Here is a 21,347-nt window from a genome sequence, read left to right as displayed (position 1 = left end):
ATGGCCGGTCTCGTCATCGGTATCGAGGATGTCCGGGCTGCGGCAGCGCGGCTGGAGGGCGTGGCTCACCGCACGCCGGTCCTGACCTCTGCCACCGCCGATGCGATGACCGGCGCACGTCTTTTCTTCAAGCCCGAGAACCTGCAGAGGATGGGCGCTTTCAAGTTCCGTGGCGCCTATAACGCGCTGGCGAAGCTGAAAGCGCAGCCACGACCGCCGCGGGGTGTCGTCGCCTTTTCATCGGGCAACCATGCCCAGGCGGTGGCGCTGGCAGGGCGTCTGCTCGGGCTGGAGACGGTGATCGTCATGCCGTCGGATGCGCCGCTGATCAAGCGTCAGGCGACGGAGGGGTATGGCGGCGAGGTGGTTGCCTATGACCGCTATACCCAGGACCGCGAGGCGATCGGCCGCCACATTGCCGAGACCCGCGGCCTGGTGCTGATCCCACCCTTCGACCATGCTGATGTCATGGCCGGGCAGGGGACCGCTGCGCTGGAACTAATCCAGGATGTGACGGCGATGCCCGATGCGGGCGGGCTGGACCTGCTGTTCGTCTGTGTGGGCGGTGGCGGGTTGATCTCGGGGTCCGCGGTCGTGGCAGCTGCCCTGCAGCCCGGGTGCCGGGTGATCGGAGTTGAGCCGGCAGCCGGAGACGATGTCCGCCGCAGCCTTGCCGCCGGCGAGATCGTCACCATCCCCACCCCGCAGACCATTGCCGACGGCGCCCAGACAGCCGCCCCCGGTAAGCTGACATTCCCGGTGATCCAGGCCCTGGTCGACCGGATTATCACCGTGGAAGACGCTGCCCTGGTGGAGGCGATGCGCTTCTTTGCCGGCCGGATGAAGCTGATCGTCGAGCCCACCGGCTGCCTCGCCGCCGCCGGCGCCTTTTCCGGAGCCATCGACATCAGCGGTCAGCGTGTCGGAGTGATCCTGTCGGGCGGCAATGTCGATCTCATGCGCTTCGCTGAGCTGATCGAACGAGGCTGACCGGCTTCGACGGCGCCTGTGATCCTCTCCATACTGTGCAATAATATTGTTCTGGTAGCAGCTGCCTGCGTAATTGCGCCACCCTCACGTGCATTTCATGCGGGCGACCGCCGTGGAGGGGCAGGGATGAGCGTTGAACGCACCCATTATCATGGTCTTCGCGCGCAGATCCCGTCGGATTCACATAACATATAGGCCGCGATTGTCGCAGGGCGGGGGCGCCGCCTGCGGCTGCCGATATCGTGTGGGCAGAAGGCCGGTCAACTCCACCCCTGGTCGCGATCATTGGGTCGGATCAGGATCGTGACGGTCTCTCGCGCCTGCTCAATGTCGAGAAACCGGAATGCCGACGATCGATCCTCGGATTCGGGCGGCAGATCGTCGATTACCCGCAGCAGATCCTCCGGAAGGGAGCCAAGACGCCCGCCAACCGATGTGTCCCCCGCTTCGGCCGCCGACAACAGGCTGGCGGCGAGTTCCAGAAGTTCCCGCGTGTTCAGTCGCGTGGGTCGCACCTGCGCGGCCTGCGTCCGGCCGTGCACGTCCTGTTCGGGCATTGCCTGTCGTCCAAATTCTGCGCCGTGGCGGCAAAAACCCTCATCAGCGCAGTCCGAAGACTGTACCTGAACGCTGGGGTATGCGCCGGCATCGGAGAGGGAGAGGATGTCCGCCGGCTCTGCGGAATTGCGCCACCTGCCGTTGGTCGACGGCAGCACCACCCGTCGTCTGAAACCTTAGATGTCCATCCCAGGACATGTCAACAGGTGTTTGCATAACTTGAAGTTGATTTGATGAAGAAGTGATGTCAGATAAAGAGAGCAGGCCCCGCAACAGCGAGGCGACCAAAGCGGCGATCCTCGATGCAGCGCGCCACGCCTTCGCAGCGAACAGCTATGACGCCGTCGGCCTGAGGGAGATTGCCCGGGCTGCAGACGTCAACGTTTCGCTGGTTATCCGCTATTACGGCTCGAAGGAACGTCTGTTCGCGGTATGCCTTGGGGATGCCGCCTTCGATGTTCTGCTGCGCGACGTGCCGCGGGAGAGGCTGGCACGGGTGCTGACCCGCCTGACCGTGATGGCCGGTCGGCCAGGCCTGCTGGCGGCCGGGATGGCCGAACAGCATGGTCACGAGGCTGCCGATCACGAGATCGATGCAGCTGTTCTTGCGGCCTGCGAGCGGGTGAGCCGGATCCTGATGAGTTCGATCAACAGCCGTGCGGCCATGCCGCTGATCCGCGAACGGCTGGAGGCCGATGTTCTGGACCATCTGGTCGAGCGGATCGGCGGCAGACATGCACGGGAGAAGGCGCGTCTGGCACTGGCGCTGATGGTGGGCGTGGCGCTGGTGCACGGTGTGCTGGATGATGGCGGCCTGACATCGGGGGCGGATCACCGGGAGGGAAAACCGCCCCAGCTTCGCCTGACGGAGGATCTGATGCGGGCGATCATCGAGGAACTTCCCGGCGCCTGACGGTTGGCCACGAAAAAGGGGCGCCGTCAGGCGCCCCGGAAGATTCGTCGGGTTGTGTGTGGGCTGACGTTCAATGGCAGCCGCAACCGGGGCCATGATCATGGCCATGATGATCGTGGCCATGGGCCGGTGCCTGCGGCGCGGTCTGGGCCACGAAGATCTCGCCATTGGCGGTCAGGCCGGGCAGGGCCAGATCCACGAACAACTCGGCGATCGCCTCGGGTGGGGTCTGGAGATCCTTGTCCTCGCCCGGATAGGCCGTGGCACGCATGCGGGTACGCAGGGCACCGGGATCGACCAGGTTGGCGCGGATGCGGCTGTTCTCGATCTCCATGGCCCAGGTCTTCACCATGGCCTCAAGCGCCGCCTTGGAGGTGGCGTAGGCGCCCCAGTAGCCGCGGATCCGGCGGGCGGCGCGCGAGGTGACGAAGATCGCGCGGCCGGCCGTCGACAGCTTCAGCAGCGGCTCGCAATTGCGGATCAGCCGCTGATTGGCTGAGACGTTGACCGTCATCACCCGATCCCAGTCGCGCGGCTTCTGCTGCGACATGGGCGAGATGTTGCCGAGCAACCCGGCATTGGCCACCAGGATGTCCAGCCGGCCGAAACGCTCGTAGATCTGCTGGCCCAGGCTGTCGAGCTTGTCGAGATCGGCCAGATCATGCGGCACCAGCGTGGCGCTGCCGCCTGCGGCCTTTACACGGTCGTCGGTCTCTTCCAGGCCGCCGACCGTGCGGGCGAGAAGAATGACATGGGCGCCGGCCATGGCATAGCGTTCGGCGACCGCTGCACCCAGGCCGCGCGACGCACCGGTGATCAGGGCGATCCTGCCCTCAAGCGGGCGATCGGCGAGGGCGGCGGGCTGGGTGTCTTCGGTCATCGGTGGCGCTCCGGAGGCTCGTGGGGGCGGCAGCTGCGCTGCCTGCTCAGGCGAAATCGCTGCGCAGGCGGAACTTGGCATCGCTGCCATCCACCTGTCCGTCGGTCAAGGGCAGCGCATAATCGCCGGTGAAACAGGCATCGCAATACTGCGGCTGAACCGGATTGCGGCCCTCTTCACCCATTGCGCGGTATAGCCCGTCCATCGAGATGAAGGCCAGGCTGTCGGCATTGATGAACCGGGCCATCTCTTCGATGTCCATGCGCGCTGCCAGCAGCTTCTCGCGGCTTGGTGTATCGACGCCATAGAAGCAGGGGTGGGTGGTGGGCGGCGAGGCGATGCGCATATGGACTTCGGCCGCACCGGCCTCGCGCACCATGTTCACGATCTTGGTCGAGGTGGTGCCGCGCACGATGCTGTCGTCGACCAGCACGACCCGCCGGCCCTTGATCATCGGCACATTGGCGTTGTGCTTCAGCTTCACGCCCAGATGCCGGATCTGATCGGTCGGCTCGATGAAGGTCCGGCCGACGTAGTGGTTGCGGATGATGCCGTAGTCGAATGGGATGCCGCTCTGCTCCGAGAAGCCGAGTGCCGCCGGCACGCCGCTGTCCGGCACCGGCACGACCACATCTGCTTCGACCATGCTTTCCTGCGCCAGTTCGCGACCGATGCGCTTGCGCGCTTCGTACACGCTGACATTTTCCAGCACGCTGTCCGGGCGGGCGAAATAGATGTGCTCGAAGATGCAGAACCGGCTGGCGGTCTTCGGGAAGGGCTTGATCGAGCGCAGACCGCTTTCCTCGATGACCACGATCTCGCCCGGCTCAACGTCGCGGACGAATTCGGCACCGATGATGTCGAGTGCGCAGGTCTCGGAGGCCAGCATCATGGCGCCGTCGAGCTTGCCGATGACCAGCGGGCGCACCCCCCAGGGGTCGCGCACGCCGATCAGCTTGTCGCGGGTCAGGGCCACGATCGAATAGGCGCCGTGAACCTGGCGCAGGGCATCGATCAGCTTGTCGACCACATCGGTATAGAGGCTGATCGCGATCAGATGCACGATCACTTCGCTGTCCGAGGTGGACTGGAAAATGCAGCCGCGCTGGACCAGCTGGCTGCGCAGGGTCAGCGCATTGGTCAGATTGCCGTTATGGGCAATCGCCAAGCCACCGAAGGCGAAATCGGCATAAAGCGGCTGGATGTTGCGCAGGCCCGCACCGCCGGTCGTGGCGTAGCGGACATGGCCGATGCCCATTTTGCCGGCCATCTGCGCCATCAGCCGCTCGTCGGCGAAGGCATCGCCGACGAGGCCGACTGCGCGGTGGGGATGGAACTGGTCGCCGTCGTAACTGACGATGCCGCAGGCCTCCTGGCCGCGGTGTTGCAGGGCATGCAGGCCGAGGGCCACGTGACGGGCAGCCTCCTGATGGCCGTGAATGCCGAAGATGCCGCATTCCTCGCGCAGATGATCCTCATCTGCATGGACCAGGTCCCGGCCGTCGGGCCCGGATCGGAAGGGATGGGTGATGATCATCGCCTCGCACCGATTTCGACGACCGTCTTGGGGCTCGCGGTCGCTCCGTCAGCCGGATGCGTCAGTTGCCCTGGCCTTGCGTGCCCTGGCCGCCCGCAGGTGCGGGCTCGATCGCATCGAGCAGGCGGTTCATATCATGTCTCTGCCCTTCGCCGTAACCGATTTCACCGCCGGAGGGGGTTGCACCGGTAACATTGCCCGAGGGGTTGTTCTGCGCGGGCGCCGTTCCAGGCGCGGTGTCACGCGGCATGCCCGGCATCGCACTGCCCAGCGTGCCCCGAACCGCATCGCCGGCTGCCCCTGCCGCGGCGCCCGCCGCCTGGTCGGCGCGCTCAAGGAACTGGCTGCGCATGCGCTCGGGGACCAGTTCCTGAATGATCCGGGCCGCCTCGACCACCGCGGGACGGGTTTCCGACTTGCGTACCCATTCGGGCTCGCCGTTCGGGCCCCAGACCCAGAGCAGGCCCAGATAGATGGCCGCCATCACCGCCAGGCCGCGGGCGACACCGAAACCGGCGCCGAGCAGGCGGTCGAGGAAGGTGAAGGGGCTGCCCGAGACCACATCGCCGATCGCACGGGTGATGACCGAAAGGATCAGCAGCGAGACCAGGAAGATCACCGCGATGGTGGCGATGTCACCGGCGGTCTCGCTGGCGATGAAATCATCGGCAAGCGGGCGCAGCGGATCGAAGAGATAGGCCGTGATCAGTGCCGCGCCGACCCAGGCGACGATCGACAGCACCTCGCGCACGAAGCCGCGGATCAATGCCACCAGGGTCGAAAGGGCGACGATGGCGAGCACAACCACGTCGGCGAGCGTCAGGGACATCCGGGTCTTCCTTCAACAGGGGCGGGCAGCGGGGGAGGCAGAGGAGCCCGCATCCGTCAATCGATCGTTCCGCGCGGCTGGCCGCGCCGACCGGGGCGGGCAGCGCCGTCCCGGTCGCCTGCCTGATCGCCGGCAGGTTTGGGGGCGTATTCGCCATTCGGCCCCACGAAGAGTTCGACCAGTTCAGCCAGGCGTTTCAGTGGCCTGATCTCGACCGGCATCTGCCGGCTGGCGCCGGCCTTGGGAACGAAGGCGCGGGTGAAGCCCAGTTTGGCGGCCTCCTTGAGCCGCGCCTCCATTTGCGAGACCGCACGCACTTCGCCCGACAGCCCCACTTCGCCCAGCACCACCGTTTCCTTGGGCAGGGCCCGGTCGGTGAGCGACGAGAGCAGCGCTGCTGCAACTGCGAGATCAGCGGCCGGTTCAAGGATGCGCAACCCGCCCGCGACGTTCAAGTAAACGTCGTTCGACCCGAGCGAAAGGCCGCACCGCGCGTCGAGCACGGCGAGGATCATGGCCAGACGTCCGCCATCCCAGCCGACCACGGTGCGGCGCGGCGTGCCGAGCGCCGAGGCGGCCACCAGGGCCTGGATTTCGACCAGGACCGGCCGGGTGCCTTCCAGCCCCGCGAAGACGGCGCTGCCTGATACCTTCTCGTCGCGATCGCCCAGGAAGATGGCAGAGGGGTTTTCCACCTCCATCAGGCCGAGGTCGGTCATCGAGAACACGCCGATCTCGTCGGTGGCGCCGAACCGGTTTTTGACGGCGCGCAGGATTCGATAGGCATGGCCGCGCTCGCCCTCGAAGTGGAGCACGGTATCGACCATGTGCTCCAGCAGGCGGGGCCCGGCGATCTGGCCTTCCTTGGTGACATGACCGACGATGACAACCGCGATGCCGCGCCGCTTGGCGAGCTGGATCAGCTCCTGCCCGCAGGCGCGCACCTGCGACACCGTACCAGGTGCGCCTTCCAGCCCGTCATGGCGCATGGTCTGGATACTGTCGATCACTGCCACGGCCGGCCGGTCTGTCGGGATCTTCTCAAGTGTCGAGACGATGTCGCGAATATTGGTTTCGGCGGCGAGTTTCACCGACGAGCGGTCGAGGCCCAGCCGATGGGCGCGGAGCCGCACCTGATCGACCGATTCTTCGCCCGAGACGTAGTAGGCATCGACGCCATTACCGGCAAGGGCAGCCAGGGCCTGGATCAGCAGGGTGGATTTCCCGATCCCGGGATCGCCGCTGATCAGGATCGCGGCTCCCGGTACCAGACCGCCGCCGAGCACCCGGTCCAGTTCACCGATACCGCAACGCCGCCGGGGCACCACCTCGACCGGCCCGTCCAGGGTGACGAAGGAGAGGCCGCGCCGCGCCGATGCCACGGCCGAGCCACGGCCACCCGCCACCGGCTGGGGCAGGGCCTCTTCGACCATGGTGTTCCATTCGCCGCAGGCTTCGCAGCGCCCGGCCCATTTCGCGGCGGTGGCACCGCAGGACTGGCAGACGAAATGCGTGGTGGCTTTGGCCATCGACTCTGTTCCCGGAATCCGTCGCGCCGACGCGCGTCAGGGCCGGCGCAGTTCCATCTGGATCGGCCCGTCGGCGCGACCGTGGATGAACTGGTCGACATAAGGGTTGCCACTGTGGTCGATCTCTTCCACCGGGCCGTGCCAGATGATCCGGCCCTGATAGATCATCGCCACATGGTCGGCGATCTTGCGGGCGCTCGCCATATCGTGGGTGATGGTGACGGCAGTGGCGCCCAGGCGCTTCACCTGATTGCGGATCAGATCGTTGATCACGTCGGCCATGATCGGGTCAAGTCCGGTGGTCGGTTCGTCGAAGAACAGAATGTCGGGATCGGTGGCGATCGCCCGGGCCAGGCCGACGCGCTTCTGCATGCCGCCCGACAGTTCTGCCGGGGCCAGTTCCGCGACATCGGCACCCAGGCCCACCAGCGACAGCTTCTCGATCGCAATCTCCCGCGCCTTGCGCCTGGCGATACCCTTGCCCTGGATCAGGCCGAAGGCGACGTTCTGCCAGACGGGCAGGCTGTCGAACAGCGCACCGCCCTGGAACAGCATGCCCATGCCGGCCATGACCTCTTCGCGGTCGCGGGCACCCAGCCCCATGGTCTCGCGGCCGTCGATGCGGATCGAGCCCTTGTCGGGATGAATGATGCCGAGGATCGACTTGATCAGCACCGATTTCCCGGTACCAGAGCCGCCGATCACCACCAGCGACGATCCGGCATCGATCGAAAGATCCACGCCGCGCAGCACCTGCTTGCGGCCGAACGCCTTGTGCACGCCGGCAAGCGCGATCTTCGGGGTGGCGGTGGTCATGTCGCCTGGGGCTCCTCGGGCACGGGGCTGCGGTTCAGCGGGCGAAGAACAGCTCGGTGATGACGTAGTTGAAGATCAGCAGCAGGATCGAACTCGATACCACCGCGTTGGTGGTGGCGCTGCCCACACCCTGGGCACCGCCTCGGCTGTTGAAGCCGTGATAGCAGCCCATGGTTGCGATCAGGAAGCCGAATACCGCCGCTTTCACCAGGCCTGAGATGACGTCGAGCGGCTCGACGAAGTTGAAGGTGTTGACCAGATAGGTGGTCGAGATGAAGCCCAGCTTGTACACGCCGACCAGCCAGCCGCCCATCACGCCGATGATGTCGGCGATCAGCACCAGCACCGGCAGCATCAGGGTCGCCGCCAGAACCCGCGGCACGATCAGATATTTGTACGGATTGGTGCGCAGCGTGGTCAGCGCGTCCACCTGTTCCGTCACCCGCATGGTGCCGATCTCGGCTGCGATCGCGGCACCCACCCGGCCGGCGACCATAAGGCCGGCCAGAACGGGCCCCAGTTCGCGGGTGATCGACAGTACGACCACACCTGCGACGGCACTTTCGGCCGAAAATCGGGCGAAGCCGGTATAGCTTTGCAGCGCCAGTACCATGCCGCTGAACAATGCGGTCATCCCGACCACCGGCAGGCTGTAATAGCCGATTTCCATCACCTGCCGGCCCATGGCACGGAAATAGAACGGCGGGGTCACCAGGTGGCGCAGCACGACGAGGACGAAGAGCGCGACGCGGCCTACGGTCTCGAACAGGGAGAGCAGGGCCCGGCCGATAGCGGCAAGCGGGTTCATGGTGCGGGGTCGACCTCCGTCTGCGGCGTGGGCACGCCAATCGGATAAACCTGCGTCTGGCCTGACGTCACCAGCCGCCGGGCATAGCGGCGGCCCAGGCGGGTCAGGATCTCGTAGCCGATGGTACCGGCATCTTCTGCCAGCGCATCAATGTCCCGATGACTGCCGATCAGCTCCGCCACGGCGCCGCCATGGATCAGCGATGGAGGCAGGGCGCTGACATCGACCGTCACCAGATCCATCGACACGCGGCCGAGGATCGGAGCCCGATGGCCGCCAATCATCACCTCACCCTTGCCTGCAGCCGACCAGGGCCAGCCATCGGCATAGCCGATCGCAAGCGTCGCGACCCGCATGCCCGGCCGCGCGCGGGCTGCCGCACCATAGCCGACGCTCTCGAAGCTGTCGATGGTTCGCACCTGCAGCACCCGGGCCTTCAGATGGACCACCGGCGCCATCGGGTTCGCGCGCCCCGGTATCGGATTGATGCCGTAAAGCGCGACACCCGGGCGGCCCAGATCGAAATGGAAGTCTGGGCCAAGGAACAGCCCGCTTGAATTGGCCAGGCTGAGCCGGCCCCGCCCGATAGCGGCAGCCACGGCCAGGAAACGGTCGAGCTGGCGCCGATTCAGCGGATGGGCCGGATCATCGGCGCAGGCGAGATGGCTCATGGTGATCCGGATATCGACGCCGCCGAGGCGCGAGGGATCGGCGGCGAGGGCCGCGAAACCGGCCTCGTCGAAACCCAGCCGGCTCATGCCGGTGTCGATATGCAGGGCTGCCGGGAGCGGCCTGCCCCGGGTCCGCCCCGCACGGGTCCAGCGATCGAGATCATCCGGGCCGTTCAGCACCGGGCGGAGGTCGAAGGCCAGGAAATCATCCGCTTCGCCTTCGGCGATGCCGTTCAGGACGTAAACAGGCCGTGCGAGCTGGAGCTGGTATGGATCCGCCGCCAGCGCCTGCCGGAGCGCTGCGCCCTCAGCCAGATGCGCGACAAACAGCGCCGGGGCGCCGGCCCTGGCAAGAGCGGGCCCCACCAGATCTGCCCCCAACCCGTAGCCATTGGCCTTGACCACACCCGCCACCTCGGCGGCCGGGTTGTGCACACGCATCAGCCTGGTGAGCCGCGCATGGTTCCCGGCCAGCGCGGCGAGGTCGATTTCGATCCAGGCCGGCGGCGGGGCCGCAGGTGCTGCCGGAAAAGCAGGGGTGGTGGCCGGCGTGCTCATTCGCTCGATGGGGCGTTGGCGGCCAGCAGGGCCGCGTGATCGCGATCCAGATTGCCGAAGCGGGTGGTGTTCAGGTCGAAATGCAGCCGCACGGTGCCGATCGGGCCGTGGCGCTGCTTGGCCACGATCACTTCCGCGACGCTGCGTGACATCTCGAACCGGCTTTGCCAGTGCGAATAGCGCTCGGCGAATTTGTCTGGCTTCTCGTCCGGGCGCTGCTTGGGCTCGGCGCGGGCCAGATAGTATTCTTCGCGGAACACGAACATCACCACGTCGGCGTCCTGCTCGATCGAGCCGCTTTCACGCAGGTCGGACAGCTGCGGCCGCTTGTCCTCACGCTGCTCCACCGCACGGGAGAGCTGGGAGAGGGCGATCACCGGCACGTTCAGTTCCTTGGCGACCGCCTTCAGGCCCTGGGTGATCTCGGAGACCTCCTGCACGCGATTATCGGTGGCACGCACCGCCCGCATCAGCTGCAGATAGTCGACCACGATCATCGACAGGCCGTGCTGCCGCTTCAGCCGGCGGGCGCGGGCGCGCATCGCCGGGACGGTGATCGCCGGCGTGTCGTCGATGAACAGCGGGATGCGCGACAGCTCCCGCGCCGCCATCACCACCTTCTCGAAATCCTCGGGCGACATGGTGCCGCGGCGCAGCCGATCTGAAGGCACGCCGGCTGCACCTGCCAGAAGGCGGGCAGCCAGCTGCTCGGCCGACATTTCCAGCGAGAAAAAGCCCACGACCGCGCCGTCGACCTGCTTCGGCTTGCCGCCGGCCTCTTCGGGTTCGGTCCGGTAGGCGCGCGCGGCGTTGAAAGCGATGGTGGTGGCGAGTGCCGTCTTACCCATTGATGGACGCCCCGCCAGGATCAGCAGGTCCGAGGGCTGCAATCCGCCCATCAGATTGTCGAGGTCGATCAGTTCGGTGGCGACACCCACCAGATTGCCGTCGCGCTTATAGGCCGCTTCGATCTGGTCGAGGGCGGTGCTGAGGGCGCGGTCGAAGGAGACGAAGCCGCCCTCGATCTCGCCCTGTTCGGCAAGGGTGTAGAGCCGGTGCTCGGCATGTTCGATCTGCTCGATGGCCGGGCGCTCGGCGCGGCCGTCATAGGCCTCGTTCACCACCTCTTCGCCGATGTCGATCAGCGCGCGGCGGAGCGCGAAGTCGTGGATGATCCGCGCATAGTCCTCGACATTGATGATCGAGATGGCGGACCCCACCAGCCGCGCCAGATAGGTGGCGCCGCCGACATTGGCGAGGGCAGGGTCGGCGTCGAAGAGCGGTTTCAGCGTCGCTGGATTGGCGATCTGACCGCGCTCCATGAAGCGCAGGATCTGGCCGTAGATCCGCTGGTGAACCGGCTCGTGGAAATGCTCGGGGCGCAGGAAACTGCTGACCCGGTGGGTGGCTTCGTTGTTGATGAGCAGGGCGCCGAGCAGCGCCTGTTCGACTTCGGCATTGTTGGGGCGGCTGCGAACCGCCAGCCCGGTGCCGGCCGCATCGGACCCTGCCGTAAGCGCCGTGGAGGCGCCGGCGGTGATGGCGGGCAGGCCGGCTGCGTCGAAATCGGTGTCGGTCATCGGCCTCGGGATCGGTTCAGAAACAGGTCAGGTCGTGGGCGACCGGTGGCCGGGACGGCTCGCCCCGGCCACCGGTCGCCCACGGCCGCGATCATGCACCGGCGGGCGCCGGGATGAAAGGCTTCTGAGAACCGGGCCGCGCCGTCATGTCAGCAGGCGACATGCAGCTCGCGCCGGCCTTCCCGTGCGGCCCATTCGCGTTCCGTGTCGGTGATGTAGTCGCGGGTGAGTGGCACGGCGTCCTGACGGCGGGCAAGCTGAACCTGGAACACCACCTGGCCCCAGTGCCGGAATGATGCCTCGCAGCCGGCCAGATAGAACTCCCACATCCGGCAGAACCGTTCATCGTAAAGCGCCAGCACGTCCTTGCGGTGCTCGATGAAGCGTTCATACCAGCGCTTCAGGGTTTCGGCGTAGTGCAGGCGCAGGATCTCGACGTCGGTGACCACCAGCCCGGCGCGTTCGATCGCGGGCATCATCTCGGACAGTGCCGGCACATAACCTCCGGGAAAGATGTATTTCCGGATCCAGGAGTTGGTGACGCCGGGGCCGTCCGTGCGGCCGATGGTGTGCACCACCGCGACACCATCATCGGTCAGCAGGTCATAGATCTTGCGGAAATACTCATCGTAGTGCTTCAGGCCGACATGCTCGAACATGCCGACCGACACGATCCGGTCGAAACGCTCGGAGAGGTCGCGATAATCGGTGAGCCGGAAATCGGCGCGCTGGGCGAGGCCTGATGCTTCCGCGCGGGCCCGGGCCACCTTGTGCTGTTCTTCCGACAGTGTCACGCCGACCACCTCGACATCGGCATGACCCGACAGGTAGAGCCCGAGCCCGCCCCAGCCGCAACCGATGTCGAGCACCCTCTGGCCAGGCTCCAGAAGCAGCTTCGCCGCCAGATGGCGTTTCTTCTGGCGCTGCGCGGTTTCGAGGTCGTCATCCGGTGTCTGAAAATAGGCGCAGGAGTACTGGCGGTCGGCATCCAGGAACAGCCGGTACAGCTCTTCGGACAGATCGTAATGATGGGCGACATTCCGCCGGGCCCGGTTCCGGGGGTTGTGCTGATAGAAGAAATTGATCAGCCTGGTTGCCCAGACCGGCCAGTGATGTGCATGCGCCGACTGGCGGGCATAGTTCTTGACACCCAGATCGAGCAGGGCCCGGACATCACCGTCGATGATGTCGAACTGGCCGTTCATATATCCTTCGCCCAGAGCCATCGAAGGGTTGACCGCCATGCGTCGCAGCATGGCCGGGTCGTGGATCTGGATGCGGACATGTGGGGCGGAGCCGTCGCCAAAGCGGTGACTGCGTCCATTCTCGTCATTGACAACCAGCGTCCCCGTGCGGATCAGCCCGCCGAGGAAGGTCAAACCGGATATCACGGTCAATCGCCTCCGTCAGGAGCCGTGACCGGGCCGTGGCGAAGGGCGCCGGGTTATGCGGGGTGAACTCCACGCGCGTGAATGCCGGGAACCATGCGGGAGGAGCATGGACCGGGTATTGTGGGTCAGCCGACGCGCGGGGGATGGTCCGACGTCGCTCGCCGGTCCGGGCCGGCGTTGTTTAGACACGTTCCAATCTTATGCCCCTTCAAAAGCCGCCGTCAAATGTCTACGGACTTGATGCACATGGCTGTTGAATTTCTGCAACAGCGCTGACGCAAGCCCGATCAACCGTGAAATCGGCAGGCCCCCGTCGGCGTTCCCAAAAATCGCCCGCCAGAACAAAACAGCCGCATTCCGGATGACCCGGAATGCGGCTGCATGTGTCGGCCCGAGAAGGCCCGACGGGCTGCACGGGCGGAAGAGGATCAGACCTCTTCCTCCTCCTCAACCTCGTCGCCCTGATAGGCAGCGCTTTCCTCGGCGAGCTCATAGGCGTCGTCGAGCTGCTCGTCGGCTTCGGCCGCGCGGCGCTGCTGGTTCAGGAAGTCGTCCATGCTGCGGACGACGATGATGGTCACGTCGACCACCACGTCGGGGTGCAGCGAGATCGAGACGGTCTGCGTGCCGAGGGTCTTGATCGGCTCGCGCAGCTGAACCTGACGGCCGTTGATCTCGAACCCGAACTGCTCCATCGCAATCGCGACGTCGCGGGCGGTAACCGAACCGTAGAGCTGGCCGTTGTCGGCCGCCTGACGGACGACCGGCAGAACCTGGCCGGTCAGCTTCTCGGCCAGCACCTCGGCTTCGCTGCGGCGCTGATCGTTCAGCGCCACAAGAGCCTTACGCTGGGTCTCGAAGTAGCTGAGATTCTCCTTGGTCGCGCGCATGGCCTTGCGCTGCGGCAGGAGGAAGTTGCGCGCATAACCCGGGCGGACCTTCACGCGGTCGCCGATCTGGCCCAGGTTCTGGATGCGCTCAAGCAGGATCACTTCCATCGGATGTACTCCTAAGGCTGTGTCAGGCGGCACCGGAGCGACGGCGCAGCCCGGCCCAACGTTCGACGAAGCCCAAGACAAGGATCAACAGGATCGGCCAGTACAGCATCAGTGCCAGCAGATAGACCGCAGCGAGGATAAGCCCGCCGCCGCGGACACCGCGGGCAAGCCCGTGTGCCACACCCAGACCGAGGACCAGATAGGGCATCGCGGCCAGCACCGCGGCAACTCCGGCAAAGAGGCCGAAATCACCGTCGCCGCCGGTGGCGATGGTCAGTGCGACTCCGGCGACCAGCACCCAGCGAACCGCCTCGGGCGGATCGAAGGAGGCAAGCGGCGGCACGGGCCGCATCGATCCCCCGAGCAGCCGGTCCGCGGCGAAGCGGCCGAGCATGCCGGAAAGGACCATCTGCACCACCCAGAAACACGCGGCGAAGGCGACGAAACGCCCCGCCAGACTTTCGGCCAGAACCGCGGCATTCGCCGTGGCGGCATCTGCCGCCATCAGTTCGATCAGCGGTTCCAGCGTCCGCGCGACCTCGCCGCGCAGACCACCCTCGGCACCGGCTGCGAACAGCCATCCCCCGGCAACCAGCGCGCCGGCAAGCGCGATGGCCACCGTCATCAGCCGTCCTGCCGGGTACCATTCGGTTCCCCCCGCACCATCGGGGCGGGAAAGCAGGGCGAAACGGGCGATGACAAGCACGGGCAGCGCGGTGACCACCGCAAAGCCCAGGCCGTAGAGAACCTGCTCGGGCCCGGCCAGAGCCGCTGCGGTGGCGGCGCCTGCGATGGTGCCGGCCACAGCCGAAATCACCCCGCCGGGCAGCCCGTAGCGGAAGGCGGCGGCGAAGAGCGGTGCGGGCGCCAGATAGGCTGCGATCACGCCCAGCACCCCCGTCACGACCAGCAGGCTGCCGACGCCCGAAAGGGCACCCGCCGCCAGGGTGATGGAGATATCGCGCGACAACCGCATAGGCGTCCTGTTCCGCTGCCCGCCTCCGAAGCCGGGGCACCGTTACCGGTACCGGGTCGAAGGTCGTGTTTCCGGGACCATCCGGATCAGATCAGCCGGTCGGCCCATCGGATCCTGTCGATCACCGTCTTAAGCCGACGGCGTCTGAAGGGCTGATGGGTTACTGCACCACGAAGGGCAGGAGGGCGAGAATGCGCGCGCGCTTGATGGCGCGGGCGAGCTCACGCTGCTTCTTCGCGGACACGGCCGTGATCCGGCTCGGCACGATCTTGCCCCGCTCCGAGATGTAGCGGCTGAGCAGCTTCACGTCCTTGTAGTCGATCACCGGAGCATTGGCACCGGAGAACGGGCAGGTCTTCTTCCGGCGGAAGAACGGGCGACGCTGGCCCTGCGCTGCCGGAATCGTGACGGCGCTCTGCGACTTGTTGGAAGCCATGACGATCTATCCTCGCGATTTCTGATACGGGATCAGCGGTCGGCGCGCTCGCGACGCTCGAAGCGGTCGCCGCGATCGCCGCGATCACCACGGTCGCCACGCTCGAAGCGGTCGCCGCCACGGCGCTCGCCGCGCTCACCGCGTTCGCCACGCTCACCGCGGCCACGGCTCTGCATCATCACCGAGGGCTCCTCGGAGACTTCGTCGACGCGCACGGTCAGATAGCGCAGCACATCTTCCTGGTAGCGGAGCATGTACTCGATCTGAACCAGCGCCTCGGCCGAGGCCTCGATGTTCAGGTGCAGATAATGGGCCTTACGGTACTTCTTGACCCGGTAGGCGAGCTGGCGAAGACCCCAGTTCTCCTGCTTGATCACGCGGCCCTGGGCGTTTTCGAGGATGGTCTTGATATCCTCGCCCAGCTTCTCGACCTGCTGGGTCGAGGCGTCCTGACGGACGATGATCGTCGTCTCGTAGAAGGGCATATAAATGGACTCCTTACGGCTTTTTCCTGCCCGACGCCCCGGTCTCCGGTGGTCGCCAGTCTGGCGATACCGGACCGTCCGGGCGGGACGGGCTCAGCCGACATCACACGATGCCGGCAAGGAGTGGCGTTGCGCACATACATCGTGCCTCGACGATGTACACGCACGACATCCCCGCCACCGGATCAACCGACCCGGTGCGGAGGCTGCGCACTATACGTCATGCCCTTCCGTGCGCAAGGCAAATCGCCGTCGGTGGCCCGCATCATCGGTGGTTGCCGGCCGGCCCGGCGCCGGCACATGTCATACTCGCTCGGCGATCATAAATTTTCGACGAAATGCGTACCAAAGGTTGATTTCGCCTCTCGCATCTTCTGCGGCCTCGGCTAAACTGGTGCCGACCCGGCGTCCGACGTTCCGCACCCCGATGCTCCAGAAACTGCTGATCGTGCCGGTCACGGCGGTCATATCCGGTGCGGCGGGGCGATGCGGTTCTTGACAATCGGTCGCGGTCGCGGTCATGACTTGGCGACGACCGGCCGGGCCTGCGGGCTGCGGTCCGGTGATCGGGTCGACAGCCAAGACTGAAGCGAGGCTCCATGGCACGTGCGTTCGTCTTTCCCGGACAGGGCTCGCAGAAGGTGGGCATGGGACAGGATCTTGCAGCGGCCTTCGCCGCGGCCCGTGAGGTCTTCGAAGAGGTGGACGAGGCGCTGAAGCAGCCGCTGACCCGCCTGATGTTCGAAGGCCCCGCCGAACAGCTGATCCTGACCGAGAATGCCCAGCCGGCAATCATGGCCTGTTCCATGGCCGTGGTGCGCGTCCTGGAGCGGGAAGGGGGTGTCGATCTTGCCCAGAAGGCCGCTTTCGTGGCAGGCCATTCGCTGGGCGAGTATTCGGCGCTTTGCGCTGCCGGAGCGCTGGACATCGGTGACACGGCGCGGCTGCTCAAGATCCGCGGCCAGGCCATGCAGATGGCTGTACCGGTCGGGCAGGGCGCGATGCTGGCATTGATGGGCGTCGACCCCGACGAGGCACGGGCCATCGCCGATGAGGCGGCCGGCTCCGGCGAGGTCTGCGTCGCTGCCAACGACAATGCGCCGGGCCAGGTGGTTCTGTCGGGCCACAAGACGGCAATCGACCGTGCGGTCGATATCGCCAAAGCCCGCGGCAAGCGCGCCATTCCCCTGGAAGTGAGCGCGCCCTTCCATTGCCCGTTGATGCAGCCGGCCGCCGACCGGATGGCCGATGCCCTGGCGCAGGTTGAGATCGACGCGCCGCGTCTGCCGTTGATTGCCAATGTCCTTGCCGCGCCGGTCTCCGACCCCGATCGTATTCGCGGCCTGCTGGTCGACCAGGTGACCGGCATGGTTCGCTGGCGCGAAAGCGTGCTGGCGATGAAAGAGGCGGGCGTCGAGGAAACGGTGGAGCTGGGGGCCGGTAAGGTTCTGTCCGGTCTCACCAAGCGCATCGACCGCTCGCTTTCGGCCCAGTCGGTTGGAACTCCGGCCGAGATCGAGGCGTTCCTGAAGTCTCTCTGAGGGCGGTCTCACGCCCGTCTGCGATCTTTCCCGTCCACCACAGTGATGGATCATCCATGTTCGATCTGACGCAGCGCACCGCGCTCGTGACCGGGGCCACCGGCGGCATCGGCGCCGCTATCGCCCGCGCTCTCCATGCTCAGGGCGCCGTGGTTGCGCTGCACGGCCGCCGCGCGGACGCGCTGGAAGGTCTTGCCACCAAGCTTGGCTCGCGGGTCCATGTCCTGACTGCCGATCTGGCGGCGGATGGTGCGGCCGAACAGCTGGTGAAGGATGCCGAAGCCGCCATGGGCGGGCTCGACATTCTGGTCAGCAATGCCGGTCTCACCCGCGACACGCTGCTGATGCGGATGAAGGACGCCGATTTCGATCAGGTGATCGACGTCAATCTGAAGGCCGGCTTCCGCCTGGCCCGCGCAGCAATGAAGGGCATGATGAAGCGCCGCTACGGCCGCATCATTGCCGTCACCTCGGTCGTGGGGCATATGGGCAATCCGGGGCAGGCGAACTATGCCGCCTCGAAAGGCGGGCTGACCGCCATGATCAAGGCGATCGCGCACGAAGTGGCTTCGCGCGGGATTACTGCCAATTGTGTTGCACCCGGTTACATCGCGACGCCGATGACCGACGTGCTGACTGACGAGCAGAAGACCGGTCTGCTCGATAAGGTGCCGGTGGGCCGTCTCGGCTCGCCGGAAGACGTCGCCGCGGCTATCGTCTATCTGGCGAGCGCCGAGGCGGCTTACGTGACCGGTCAGACGCTCCACGTCAACGGCGGCATGGTCATGATCTGACCGCCGGGCCGGGGACGCGAACCGGACCAGCCCCGCATCCTTCGTTTCCGCGGCATGTCCGCCGCGGCTGGCCAAGGTGCGGAAAGTGTGCTACAGCCCTGTTCGATTTCGGCGGGGCTGCCAGGCACGAGACAAACGGCAGTACGGCGCTACGCCCGAACGAACGCCACTTGCCAGTGAGCTTGAGGGACGACGACTGATGAGCGACATTGCTGAGCGCGTGAAGAAGATCGTGGTCGAACATCTCGGTGTCGACGAAGAGAAGGTCACCGAGACGGCCAGCTTCATCGACGACCTCGGTGCCGACAGCCTCGATACCGTCGAACTCGTGATGGCCTTCGAGGAAGAGTTCGGGATCGAGATCCCTGACGACGCCGCGGAGAAGATCCTGACCGTTCAGGACGCCATCAAGTTCATCCAGGAGAACCAGTCCTGATCGGACCGGTCTCCGGGCGACGTGCCGGCCATCGGGCCGGTGCGGCCGCGCCCGCTTCCATGCGGGTGAGCTGATCCTCCGGAGCCGGTGCGGCGATGCCGATCAGGCGTCCCCGCAGCCGGTTCTGCCGCGCCGCCCTGAACGGGCCGCGGAGATCCGCTATGAAACGGGCGTGGTCGGCCGGTCCGGAACGGGATTGGCTGCAACGCCCGCTTCTGCCGTTCCGGCAGGTTTCGCGCTGCCGGCACGCGACCCAATTCAGGCAGAAAGGACGCGCTGACCGAGATGAGACGTGTCGTCGTCACCGGGCTGGGTCTTGTCACTCCGCTCGCGGTCGGGGTGAAGGCGAGCTGGGAGCGTCTGCTCGCCAGCAAGTCCGGAATCCGTCACATCGACACCTTCGATGTGTCCGACCTTTCCGTCCGCATCGCCGCCATGGTGCCCAAGGGTGCCGGCGAGGATGCCTTCCGTCCTGAGGACTATGTTCCCGCAAAGGACGTGAAGAAGATGGACGAGTTCATCCACTACGCGCTCGGGGCCGCCGACGAGGCGATCCGCGACGCGGGATGGGCTCCGGAGGCCGAGGAAGAACTCGATCGCACCGGTGTCATGATCGGCTCTGGTATCGGCGGTCTGCCGACCATCGCCGAGGGCGCGGTCACCATGGAACAGCGCGGTCCGCGCCGCGTGTCTCCGTTCTTCATCCCGGCCGCGCTGATCAATCTGGCCTCGGGCCAGGTCTCGATCAAATACGGTTTCCGCGGCCCGAACCACGCGGTCGTTACCGCCTGCTCCACCGGTGCGCATGCCATCGGCGATGCCGCGCGGCTGATCATGTGGGGCGATGCCGATGTGATGGTGGCCGGCGGTTCTGAAGCCGCGGTCTGCCGCATGGGCATTGCCGGTTTCGCGGCAGCCAAAGCCCTGTCCTCCGGCTATAACGACACCCCCGAGCGGGCCTCTCGCCCGTGGGACAAGGGTCGTGACGGCTTCGTGATGGGCGAGGGTGCGGGCGTCGTCGTGCTCGAAGAGCTTGAGCACGCCAAGGCTCGTGGTGCGAAGATCTATGCCGAGGTCGTCGGCTACGGCATGTCGGGCGACGCCTATCACATCACCGCGCCGTCGGAAGACGGCAATGGTGGCTTCCGCGCCATGCAGGCGGCGATGAAGCGGGCAGGCCTCAACCCCGACCAGATCGATTACGTCAACGCCCATGGCACCTCGACGCCGCGCGGTGACGTGATCGAGCTGACCGCGGTGAAGCGGCTGTTCGGCGAGGCGGCCTACAAGCTGTCGATGTCGTCGACCAAGTCGTCGATCGGTCATCTGCTGGGTGCTGCCGGCGCCGTCGAGGCGATCTTCTCGATCCTCTCGATCCGCGACGGCGTCGTTCCGCCGACCCTCAATCTGGACGATCCGGACGAGGGCTGCGACATCGATCTGGTGCCTCATCAGCCCAAGGAGCGCGAGGTGCGCTATGCCCTCTCCAACTCGTTCGGCTTCGGTGGCACCAACGCCTCGGTGATCTTCGGCCGGCCTGAATGAGCCGCACCGAGTGATACCGGCAGTATGATCCGGGGTCTGCGGGATCTGCCGTGCGCTTCCTGAAGCATCTCCTCATCGCCCTCGTCTCCCTGATGACCCTGATCGTCGCGGGGGCGGGGGCGTTGTTGTGGTGGGGCTCCGTCTGGCTGGAGACACCCGGACCGCTTACCGAGCCCCGGACCGTGCTTCTACAGCGGGGTACCGGCGTCGCCGGAATCACCCGCGCGCTTGCCGATGCCGGTGCGATCGACCAGCCGGCCGCCTTCCGGGCGGCAGTGGTGCTGCTGGATGTGCAGACCCGGCTCAAGGCCGGCGAATATCGTGTCGAGCCGGGGCAGAGCCCGTCGGACATCATCGACATGCTGGTCGAAGGCAGGGTCGTGCTGCACCGCCTGACCCTGCCCGAAGGCATCACGCTTCGGGCCGCCTGGGAAGCGGTGGCAGGCGATGACCTGCTCAGCGGCGACATGCCGCCGATGGACGGCTTCGCGGAAGGTGCACTGCTGCCCGAGACCTATACCTACACCCGTGGCGACGATCGCGGCGCCTTGATCCGACGGATGAAGGCAGCGATGGACAAGGCGCTGGACGAGGCCTGGACGGCACGGCAAGCGGATCTGCCGCTGTCTTCACCCGAGGAGATGCTGATCCTGGCTTCGATCGTGGAGCGGGAGACCGGCATTCCCGAGGAACGGCCGCTGGTGGCCGGGGTATTCGTGAACCGCCTGAAGCGCGGCATGCGCCTGCAGTCTGATCCAACCGTCATCTACGGCCTCAGTGAAGGCACCGGCCGGATCGACCGGGGCATCACCCGATCGGATCTGGGCAATGCCCATGACTGGAACACCTATGAGATCGACGGCCTGCCGAAGACGCCGATCGCATTGCCGGGCCGGGCTGCACTGATGGCCGTGGCGCAGCCGGCCGAGACGGATGCACTCTATTTCGTGGCCGATGGTACCGGCGGCCATGTCTTTGCACGCACGCTCGCCGAGCACAACGCGAATGTCGCCAAGTGGCGCCGGATCGAACGCGAACGCCGCCGTGCCGCCGAGGCGGCAGCCGGCGACTGAGCG

At 66.2% G+C, this 21,347-nt stretch carries 22 protein-coding genes; 7 read left to right on the top strand and 15 right to left on the bottom strand.

Features of this window, described 5'->3' with window-relative positions; genetic code table 11:
• Positions 1-990: a threo-3-hydroxy-L-aspartate ammonia-lyase gene (locus tag P7L68_RS17230; RefSeq protein WP_372000172.1), complete on the top strand. Its 990-nt coding sequence runs from the start codon at positions 1-3 to the stop codon at positions 988-990.
• A gap of 260 nt (positions 991-1,250) precedes the next feature.
• On the opposite strand, the gene P7L68_RS17225 is transcribed toward P7L68_RS17230, so the two are convergent.
• Complete coding sequence (locus P7L68_RS17225; protein WP_372000170.1) at positions 1,251-1,547, bottom strand: hypothetical protein; 297 nt, start codon at positions 1,545-1,547, stop codon at positions 1,251-1,253.
• 245 nt (positions 1,548-1,792) lie between these two features.
• On the opposite strand from P7L68_RS17225, the gene P7L68_RS17220 reads away from it, so the two are divergent.
• Positions 1,793-2,461, top strand: coding sequence for a TetR family transcriptional regulator (locus tag P7L68_RS17220; RefSeq protein WP_372000169.1), 669 nt, complete (start codon positions 1,793-1,795; stop codon positions 2,459-2,461).
• 70 nt (positions 2,462-2,531) lie between these two features.
• Here P7L68_RS17220 and P7L68_RS17215 read toward each other — a convergent pair whose 3' ends face one another.
• From P7L68_RS17215 to P7L68_RS17150, 14 genes are all read right to left on the bottom strand, one after another.
• Positions 2,532-3,341, bottom strand: coding sequence for an SDR family NAD(P)-dependent oxidoreductase (locus P7L68_RS17215; protein ID WP_372000167.1), 810 nt, complete (start codon positions 3,339-3,341; stop codon positions 2,532-2,534).
• Positions 3,342-3,387: 46 nt separating this feature from the next.
• Entirely contained in the window at positions 3,388-4,878 is a 1,491-nt protein-coding gene (purF, locus tag P7L68_RS17210) for an amidophosphoribosyltransferase (RefSeq protein ID WP_372000165.1), read from the bottom strand.
• Positions 4,879-4,939: 61 nt separating this feature from the next.
• Positions 4,940-5,707 carry a CvpA family protein gene (locus tag P7L68_RS17205; RefSeq protein WP_372000163.1) on the bottom strand — a complete coding sequence of 256 codons (768 nt, stop codon included), beginning with the start codon at positions 5,705-5,707 and terminating at the stop codon, positions 4,940-4,942.
• 56 nt (positions 5,708-5,763) lie between these two features.
• Positions 5,764-7,236 (bottom strand): DNA repair protein RadA, encoded by a 1,473-nt coding sequence (gene radA, locus P7L68_RS17200; RefSeq protein ID WP_372000161.1) that lies wholly within the window; start codon positions 7,234-7,236, stop codon positions 5,764-5,766.
• A gap of 36 nt (positions 7,237-7,272) precedes the next feature.
• The gene (locus P7L68_RS17195; RefSeq protein ID WP_372000159.1) at positions 7,273-8,052 is read right to left on the bottom strand and encodes an ABC transporter ATP-binding protein; all 780 of its coding nucleotides are present in this window, start codon (positions 8,050-8,052) and stop codon (positions 7,273-7,275) included.
• A gap of 34 nt (positions 8,053-8,086) precedes the next feature.
• Positions 8,087-8,860, bottom strand: coding sequence for an ABC transporter permease (locus P7L68_RS17190; RefSeq protein WP_062765262.1), 774 nt, complete (start codon positions 8,858-8,860; stop codon positions 8,087-8,089).
• Positions 8,857-10,089, bottom strand: a complete 1,233-nt coding sequence (gene alr, locus P7L68_RS17185; RefSeq protein ID WP_372000157.1) for an alanine racemase — start codon at positions 10,087-10,089, stop codon at positions 8,857-8,859. Before alr ends, P7L68_RS17190 begins: the two co-directional genes overlap by 4 nt.
• Complete coding sequence (locus P7L68_RS17180) at positions 10,086-11,669, bottom strand: replicative DNA helicase (RefSeq protein ID WP_372000156.1); 1,584 nt, start codon at positions 11,667-11,669, stop codon at positions 10,086-10,088. Before P7L68_RS17180 ends, alr begins: the two co-directional genes overlap by 4 nt.
• A 149-nt stretch (positions 11,670-11,818) precedes the next feature.
• Positions 11,819-13,060: a class I SAM-dependent methyltransferase gene (locus tag P7L68_RS17175; RefSeq protein WP_372006867.1), complete on the bottom strand. Its 1,242-nt coding sequence runs from the start codon at positions 13,058-13,060 to the stop codon at positions 11,819-11,821.
• A 428-nt stretch (positions 13,061-13,488) separates the two neighbouring features.
• Positions 13,489-14,058, bottom strand: coding sequence for a 50S ribosomal protein L9 (gene rplI / locus P7L68_RS17170; protein WP_372000154.1), 570 nt, complete (start codon positions 14,056-14,058; stop codon positions 13,489-13,491).
• A 22-nt stretch (positions 14,059-14,080) separates the two neighbouring features.
• Positions 14,081-15,028, bottom strand: a complete 948-nt coding sequence (locus tag P7L68_RS17165; RefSeq protein WP_372000153.1) for a hypothetical protein — start codon at positions 15,026-15,028, stop codon at positions 14,081-14,083.
• Positions 15,029-15,194: 166 nt separating this feature from the next.
• Positions 15,195-15,470, bottom strand: coding sequence for a 30S ribosomal protein S18 (rpsR, locus tag P7L68_RS17160; RefSeq protein WP_014745386.1), 276 nt, complete (start codon positions 15,468-15,470; stop codon positions 15,195-15,197).
• A 32-nt stretch (positions 15,471-15,502) separates the two neighbouring features.
• Positions 15,503-15,955 (bottom strand): 30S ribosomal protein S6, encoded by a 453-nt coding sequence (gene rpsF / locus P7L68_RS17155; protein WP_014745385.1) that lies wholly within the window; start codon positions 15,953-15,955, stop codon positions 15,503-15,505.
• A gap of 303 nt (positions 15,956-16,258) precedes the next feature.
• On the bottom strand, positions 16,259-16,477 hold the full coding sequence (locus P7L68_RS17150; protein WP_372000151.1) for a hypothetical protein: 219 nt from the start codon (positions 16,475-16,477) through the stop codon (positions 16,259-16,261).
• 77 nt (positions 16,478-16,554) lie between these two features.
• Here P7L68_RS17150 and fabD point away from each other — a divergent pair, with 77 nt between their 5' ends.
• The 5 genes from fabD to mltG all read left to right on the top strand — a co-directional run bounded on the left by fabD (position 16,555) and on the right by mltG (position 21,344).
• Complete coding sequence (fabD, locus tag P7L68_RS17145) at positions 16,555-17,496, top strand: ACP S-malonyltransferase (protein ID WP_372000149.1); 942 nt, start codon at positions 16,555-16,557, stop codon at positions 17,494-17,496.
• Between the two features lie 56 nt (positions 17,497-17,552).
• Positions 17,553-18,290, top strand: coding sequence for a 3-oxoacyl-[acyl-carrier-protein] reductase (gene fabG / locus P7L68_RS17140; protein WP_372000148.1), 738 nt, complete (start codon positions 17,553-17,555; stop codon positions 18,288-18,290).
• A 199-nt stretch (positions 18,291-18,489) separates the two neighbouring features.
• Complete coding sequence (locus P7L68_RS17135; RefSeq protein ID WP_014745381.1) at positions 18,490-18,726, top strand: acyl carrier protein; 237 nt, start codon at positions 18,490-18,492, stop codon at positions 18,724-18,726.
• 285 nt (positions 18,727-19,011) lie between these two features.
• On the top strand, positions 19,012-20,271 hold the full coding sequence (gene fabF / locus P7L68_RS17130) for a beta-ketoacyl-ACP synthase II (RefSeq protein ID WP_372000146.1): 1,260 nt from the start codon (positions 19,012-19,014) through the stop codon (positions 20,269-20,271).
• A gap of 50 nt (positions 20,272-20,321) precedes the next feature.
• Positions 20,322-21,344, top strand: coding sequence for an endolytic transglycosylase MltG (mltG, locus tag P7L68_RS17125; RefSeq protein WP_372000144.1), 1,023 nt, complete (start codon positions 20,322-20,324; stop codon positions 21,342-21,344).
• The last annotated feature ends 3 nt before the right edge of the window (positions 21,345-21,347 follow it).

Source organism: Tistrella mobilis (genome assembly GCF_041468085.1).
In the GTDB taxonomy this organism is placed as follows: Bacteria; Pseudomonadota; Alphaproteobacteria; order Tistrellales; family Tistrellaceae; genus Tistrella; species Tistrella mobilis_A.
This window is presented reverse-complemented; position numbering and strand designations above follow the sequence as displayed.